Genomic DNA, 6089 nt, shown 5'->3' with positions numbered 1-6089 from the left:
GGGCAGATCGAGGCCTTCCAGAAAAACAAGCGAGGTCTCGAGGCCGCCATCGGTCAGGAAAACGGCTTCACCCAGCTCACGAACGTCGATCTTCGCACTGGTCATCGCCGTCTCCGGTCAGACCTGCCGCTTGCGCGACTATAGCATTTGAGGGCGAATTTGCCATGCCGGTCCGGTCGCGAAGGTCGCGCTGGTCCAAGCTATCCATTGCAGCACTCGCGTGATGCGCATATTCTATACGCATGTTGCGGAGGCTATCATGCGCAAGATTGCCGCAAATGCGGTCCGCCAGCCGGCAAATCTATCGATCGATTCACAGCTCATGAAGGAAGCCAAGGGGCTCAACGTGAATGTATCTCGTGCCGCCGAAGCCGGGATCGCAGAAGCCGTGGCAGCCGAGAAGACGCGGCTGTGGAAGCTCGAAAACCGCGCCACCATGGATGCCTGGAACGAGTATGTCGACACGTACGGCGTTCCGCTCAAGGAGCATCGGCAGTTCTGATGGCGCGCTATGACGCCTTTGCCGCCAGCGGCATCGAAGGCGGCTACCTCCTCGAGGTTCAATCCGACCTGCTCGACAATTTCAAGACGCGCGTCGTCGTTCCGCTTTTGCCCCTCGCGTCGGCGCCGCCGCCAATGCGGAGGCTGCACCCGGTCTTCGAAATCAATGGACGCAAGCTGGTCATGGCCACCCATCTGATCGCTACGGTGGCTGCGACGGAACTCGGGGAAACCGTTTCAACCTCGCGAAGCATCACGACGAGATCGTTGCAGCGCTCGACATGCTGTTTCAGGGCTTCTGAGCCGCTCGGCCTCAACCGGACGTCTTCGTCGCCCAGGCCTTCAGCGCCTCATCAAACACCTTCTCGCCCGGAATGCCCTTTTCCATGGTGAGCAGGGCACGGCGTCCGGTCTTGTAGACCACCGGCACGTCGATCCAGGCCTGCCCCCTGAGCAGCGTCAGGTTGGCGTCCTCGTCGGCCTTGGTGTCGTTGAGGGCGACGAGGAAGAAGCCGTCGGCGATCTTGGCCGGGATGCCGATCAGCGGGCTGCCGGCGTCCTGTTCCGAGCTCTTCATGGCGATGCGCAGGATGTTGTCGACGCCGCCGCCGTCAAACCCTTCCGGCGTCAGGAAGATCATCTCGATGATGTGGCTGGCCGGCAGCGTCTGGTCGGTATTGCGCCGGATGGTCATGCGCAGCTGGATGTCCTTGCCGGGTATCGTCGCCTCGGCGCGGATCGCCGGCTCCGGCGGCAGGTCGCCGCCCGGCGATTCCTGCACCAGCGACCAGACGATGCTGCCGGGCTCGGCGGTGCCCTGCTGGGTGCTGGTGCGCTCCTCATAGAAGATCGCTTTCTGGCCGACCGGCACGGTCGCTTGGGCCGTCGCAGGCGCAGTCCCGGACGCGGGTGGCGGAGTCGTGCCAGCGGCAGGCGGAGTGGCCGCCGCGGCCGGAGGCGTGGTTCCGGCGGCCGGCGCTGGCGGATTGGCGGCGGCACCGGCGGGCGCCGACGGCGTGGTCCCGGCAGGCGGGCTCGCGGGCGGAGTTTGCGCAGCCTGCGGAGTGTCGGCGGCGGGCGGGGTCGCGGCCGGAGTTGGCGCGGCGGGCGGCGTGCCGGCGGAGGGCGCCGGCGTCATCCCAGGCGCGGCTGGCGGCGGCGTAGTCAGCGCGGCGACGGATTCGCCCTCGCCGATGGTGCTCTGGCCGCCGGCCGGACCAGGATCTACTTCCTTGCCCTCGGGCGTCAGCCGCTGGGTGAATTTCGCTGTTTCGGCCGGCTCATTGGCTGCAGCCGCGTTATTGCCCGCAGCCGGCGGCGCGGCCGCCGTCTCGGCGGTCGGCTTTGTCGGGGCGGCAGGCTTGACCAGAGGCTCGGTCGAGACGGTCTGGCTGCTGCCGCCCTTCAAGCCGAGCATGGAGCTGAACGCATCCTTGTTCAGCCAAACGCCGTACCCGCCGCCGGCCAGCACCAGCAATGCGACAACGGCAGCAATCAACCCGCCATAGCTGCGCTTGCGCGGCGCAGGCCGCAGCCGCTGGAAAGTATCGGCCGGCTGCTCGTCATTGGCAAAGACATCGCTGTCCTCGTCCGGTTCGGCGGCGTTCATCCCGGGCAGGCCGACATCGTCCTCGCGCGGCGAGGGCATGGGCGGCGGTGCCGCGGGCACCTTGTGCCAGCCGCCGGGCTCAGTCTTCGTTGCCCCTTGCCAGCTTGGTTCCGTCTTTGCTGCGCCTTGCCAGCTCGGTTCCGCCTTCACCGGCGCCGGTGCGGGCGCCGTCTTGAAGGGCTCCGGCTTGAAGGGCTCCGGCTTGGCAGGTTCGGGCTTCGCCACCGACGGCTGCCGGACGTGGCTCGGCTGGTTCTTGTTGCGGTCGATCGAGGAAAAAATATGTTCCAGCTCCGCCAGGGGATCTTCCGCTGGAGCCGGCTTGGGCGCCGGAGCAGGCTTGGCATACTCGCGCTCGACGCTGGCGACGGCATCTTCGAGCGAACGTTTCTGCTTGCTGATGACCTCGGCCGACAACGGCGGAGAATAGTTCGCGAGTTTCTTCGCCAGCATCTCACGAGCATTCTCGTAAATCCGCTTGCGCAACTCGGGCGAGGGCTCGCTGTGCTTCGCAAGCTGTTTTTTCAGAACACCAACGAAATCTGCCATGCGTCAGTCGACCTGCAATTCTTTCCCGGGCCGGCCGCAAATCAGCCGTAGCGCCTGGAAGCGCTGTGAAACTAGTCTTGAAACGGATCGGTCACAAGTATCGTGTCGTCCCGCTCCGGGCTGGTGGAAAGCAGTGCAACCGGGGCGCCGATCAGCTCCTCGATGTGGCGGACATATTTGACGGCTTGCGCCGGCAGATCGTTCCAGCTCCTGGCGCCGGCCGTCGTTCCCTTCCAGCCTTCGAGCGTCTCATAGACCGGCTCGACGCGCGACTGGGCGCCCTGGCTGGCCGGCAGATAGTCGATCAACTCGCCATCGAGACGATAGCCGGTGCAGACCTTGATCTCGTCCAGCCCGTCGAGCACGTCGAGCTTGGTGAGCGCGATGCCCTTGATGCCGTTGACGGCCACCGCCTGGCGCACCAGCACGGCGTCGAACCAGCCGCAGCGGCGCTTGCGGCCGGTGACGACGCCGAATTCGTGGCCGCGCGTGCCGAGGAACTCGCCGACCTCATTCTTCTGCTCGGTCGGGAACGGCCCTTCGCCGACGCGCGTCGTATAGGCCTTGGTGATGCCGAGCACATAGCCGATCGCGCCGGGGCCGGTGCCGGAGCCGGCGGCCGCTTGCCCTGCCACGGTGTTGGATGAGGTGACGAAGGGATAGGTGCCGTGGTCGATATCGAGCAGCGTGCCTTGCGCGCCCTCGAACAGGATGCGCGCACCCGCGCGGCGCTTGTCGTCGAGCACCTTCCAGACGCGGTCCATGTAAGGCAGGATCTCGCCGGCCACCGAGGTCAGCTCCTGCATGATCGCCTCCTGGGTCGCTTCCGGATGGCCGAGCCCGCGGCGCAGCGCATTATGATGCGTGAGCAGCCTGTCGACCTTCAGGGGAAGCGTTTCCAAATCCGCCAGATCCATCACCCGCACCGCACGCCGGCCCACCTTGTCCTCATATGCGGGGCCGATGCCGCGGCGGGTCGTGCCAATCTTGGTTCCGGAATTCGAGGCGGCGTCTTCGCGGAACCCGTCTAGCTCCCGGTGCAGCGACAGGATAAGCGCGGTGTTTTCGGCGATTTTCAGGCGTTCGGGCGTCACCTCCACGCCCTGCTCCTTGAGCTTCTTGACTTCCGCGACGAAGGCGTGCGGATCGAAGACCACCCCGTTGCCGATGATCGACAGCTTGCCCTCTCTGACCACGCCGGACGGCAAGAGCGAAAGCTTGTAGACCTTGCCGTCGACGACCAGGGTATGACCTGCATTGTGGCCGCCCTGGAAGCGCACGACCACGTCGGCGCGCTCCGACAGCCAGTCGACGATCTTGCCCTTGCCTTCGTCGCCCCACTGCGAGCCGACGACCACCACATTGGCCATGTTCTTTTCCCTTGAGATGCCGCCTTGGCGGCTTGAAACGACAGGCCTCTATAGCCTCATGTGCAGGCCGATGCGACCCCTTCTTTGTCCCCGAAACCACCCAGGGCACAACAAACCAGGCACAACAAATTCCGGCTTTCGCATCATTTACTTGGCCTCGCCATCGCAATAGGCCGGCATCCTTCTTCCACCGCGCCTGCCGGTCCAGGATTAAGCGATGCATCGAGCCGCCTATCTGTTCCTGCTCTCCACCATGCTGCTGTGGGGCGGCAATTCCGTGGCCGGCAAGCTTGCCGTCGGCCATGTGTCGCCGATGACGTTGGTTTTCCTGCGCTGGGTGCTGGCGGTGCTGATCATGCTGCCCGTCGGCTGGCGGACGTTTCGCGAGGACTGGCCTGAACTGCGCCGGCATTGGCTGCTGGTCGCCGGCCTCGGCGCCTGCGGCTTCACGGTGTTCAACGTCATCTTCTACACGGCGCTGAACTACACGACCGCCATCAATGTCTCGATCGAGCAGGCCGCCATACCGATCGTCATCATCCTCGCCAACTTCGTGCTGTTTAGGCTGCACGTGCAGCGCCTGCAGATCGTCGGCGTCGCGCTCACCATCCTCGGCGTCGCCCTGACCGCGAGCCATGGCGACCTCGGCCAGCTGCTGAAGCTCGAGCTCAATTTCGGCGACGCCATCATGCTGGTCGCGGTCCTCTGCTACAGCCTCTATTCGGTGGGGCTGCGCCTGAAGCCGGCCGTTCGCTGGCAAAGCTTCATGCTGGCTCTGTCGCTCGCCGCGCTTTTGACCTCGGTGCCGTTCTTTGTCTGGGAAGTGGCGGCGGGCCGCGTCATCGTCCCGGACGCGCGAGGATGGGCGGTCGCGTTCTACACCGCGCTCGGCGCGTCCGTCGTCTCGCAGATCTTCTACATCAAGGGCAACGAGCTGATCGGCGCCAATCGCGCCGGACTGTTCATCAATCTGGTGCCAATCTTCGGCACCCTGCTTTCGGTGCTGATCGTCGGCGAGCAGTTCCAATTCTATCAGGGTCTTGCGCTTGCGCTCGTGCTCGGAGGCATCGCGCTGGCCGAATACAGTGGCAGCAGGGCCGTTCTGTAGGGGAAATGCCCCGCATGCCGAAGCATGCGGGGCATGATCTTTCAGGCGGCGCCGACATCGAAGTGCAGCGGTTTGGCCGAATCGATCGATTGGTGCGCCCGCAGTTGATCGAGCACCCTTTCCGGGAAGGGTGCGTCGAGATAGAGCAGCGCGATCGCATCGCCGCCCGGCCGGTTGCGGCCGAGCTGGAAGTTGGCGATGTTGACGCCGTTCTCACCGCAGACGGTGCCGAGCAGGCCGATGATGCCGGGCGCGTCGGCATTGGTCGTGTAGAGCATGTGCTGGCCGACCTCGGCATCGAGGTTGATGCCCTTGATCTGGATGAAGCGCGGCTTGCCGTCCGAGAAGCAGGTCCCGGCGATCGAGCGCGTCATATGCTCGGTCTTGACGGTGAGCTTGATGTAGCCGTCGAAGACGCCAGATTTGTCGCGCTTGACCTCGGCGACGATAATGCCGCGCTCCTTCACCATGATCGGCGCCGACACCATGTTGACGTCGGAGACCTGCGGCCGGATCAGGCCGGCAAGAGTGGCGCTCACCAGCGCGCGCGTGTTCATCGTCGCGGTCGAGCCGTCGAACAGTATCTCCACCTCCTTGATCGGATCTTCGGTGACCTGGCCGACAAAGGCGCCGAGCACCTCGGCCAGCTTGACGAAGGGTTTCAGTCGGGGCGCTTCCTCGGCGGTGATCGAGGGCATGTTGATGGCGTTGGAAACGGCGCCCTTGATCAGGTAATCGGCCATCTGCTCGGCCACTTGCAGCGCAACGTTCTCCTGCGCCTCGGTGGTCGAGGCGCCGAGATGCGGGGTTGCCACGACATTCTGCATGCCGAACAGCGGATTGTTCTCCGCCGGCTCGGCCTCGAAAACATCGACGCCGGCGCCGGCCACCTTGCCGCTCTTCAGCGCCGCGACCAGGTCGGCCTCGACGACCAGCCCGCCGCGCGCGCAAT

Annotated in this window: 5 protein-coding genes and 1 pseudogene; 3 read left to right on the top strand and 3 right to left on the bottom strand. The window is 65.1% G+C overall.

The window, feature by feature from the left end; all coding sequences use genetic code 11:
• The first annotated feature begins 259 nt into the window (after window positions 1-259).
• Together EOA60_RS14955 and EOA60_RS14950 are read left to right on the top strand one after the other, a co-directional pair.
• Window positions 260-502 (top strand): type II toxin-antitoxin system CcdA family antitoxin, encoded by a 243-nt coding sequence (locus EOA60_RS14955; protein ID WP_067002201.1) that lies wholly within the window; start codon window positions 260-262, stop codon window positions 500-502.
• A pseudogene (locus tag EOA60_RS14950) lies at window positions 502-803 on the top strand (CcdB family protein). Before EOA60_RS14955 ends, EOA60_RS14950 begins: the two are co-directional and overlap by 1 nt.
• An 11-nt stretch (window positions 804-814) precedes the next feature.
• On the opposite strand, the gene EOA60_RS14945 reads toward EOA60_RS14950, so the two are convergent.
• Both EOA60_RS14945 and EOA60_RS14940 read right to left on the bottom strand, forming a co-directional pair.
• Window positions 815-2659, bottom strand: coding sequence for a hypothetical protein (locus EOA60_RS14945; RefSeq protein ID WP_095824077.1), 1845 nt, complete (start codon window positions 2657-2659; stop codon window positions 815-817).
• Window positions 2660-2730: 71 nt separating this feature from the next.
• Window positions 2731-4029: an adenylosuccinate synthase gene (locus EOA60_RS14940; RefSeq protein ID WP_095782560.1), complete on the bottom strand. Its 1299-nt coding sequence runs from the start codon at window positions 4027-4029 to the stop codon at window positions 2731-2733.
• Window positions 4030-4246: 217 nt separating this feature from the next.
• Here EOA60_RS14940 and EOA60_RS14935 point away from each other — a divergent pair, with 217 nt between their 5' ends.
• Complete coding sequence (locus EOA60_RS14935) at window positions 4247-5137, top strand: DMT family transporter (RefSeq protein WP_067319440.1); 891 nt, start codon at window positions 4247-4249, stop codon at window positions 5135-5137.
• A gap of 41 nt (window positions 5138-5178) precedes the next feature.
• On the opposite strand, the gene EOA60_RS14930 is transcribed toward EOA60_RS14935, so the two are convergent.
• The coding region (locus EOA60_RS14930) for an NAD(P)-dependent oxidoreductase (protein WP_281060744.1) at window positions 5179-6089 on the bottom strand (911 nt) is incomplete at its 5' end.

This window comes from Mesorhizobium sp. M1A.F.Ca.IN.020.06.1.1 (assembly GCF_004023265.1).
Lineage (GTDB): Bacteria > Pseudomonadota > Alphaproteobacteria > Rhizobiales > Rhizobiaceae > Mesorhizobium.
The sequence above is the reverse complement of the archived record's forward strand: the minus strand, read 5'-3'. Positions and strand labels throughout refer to the sequence as shown.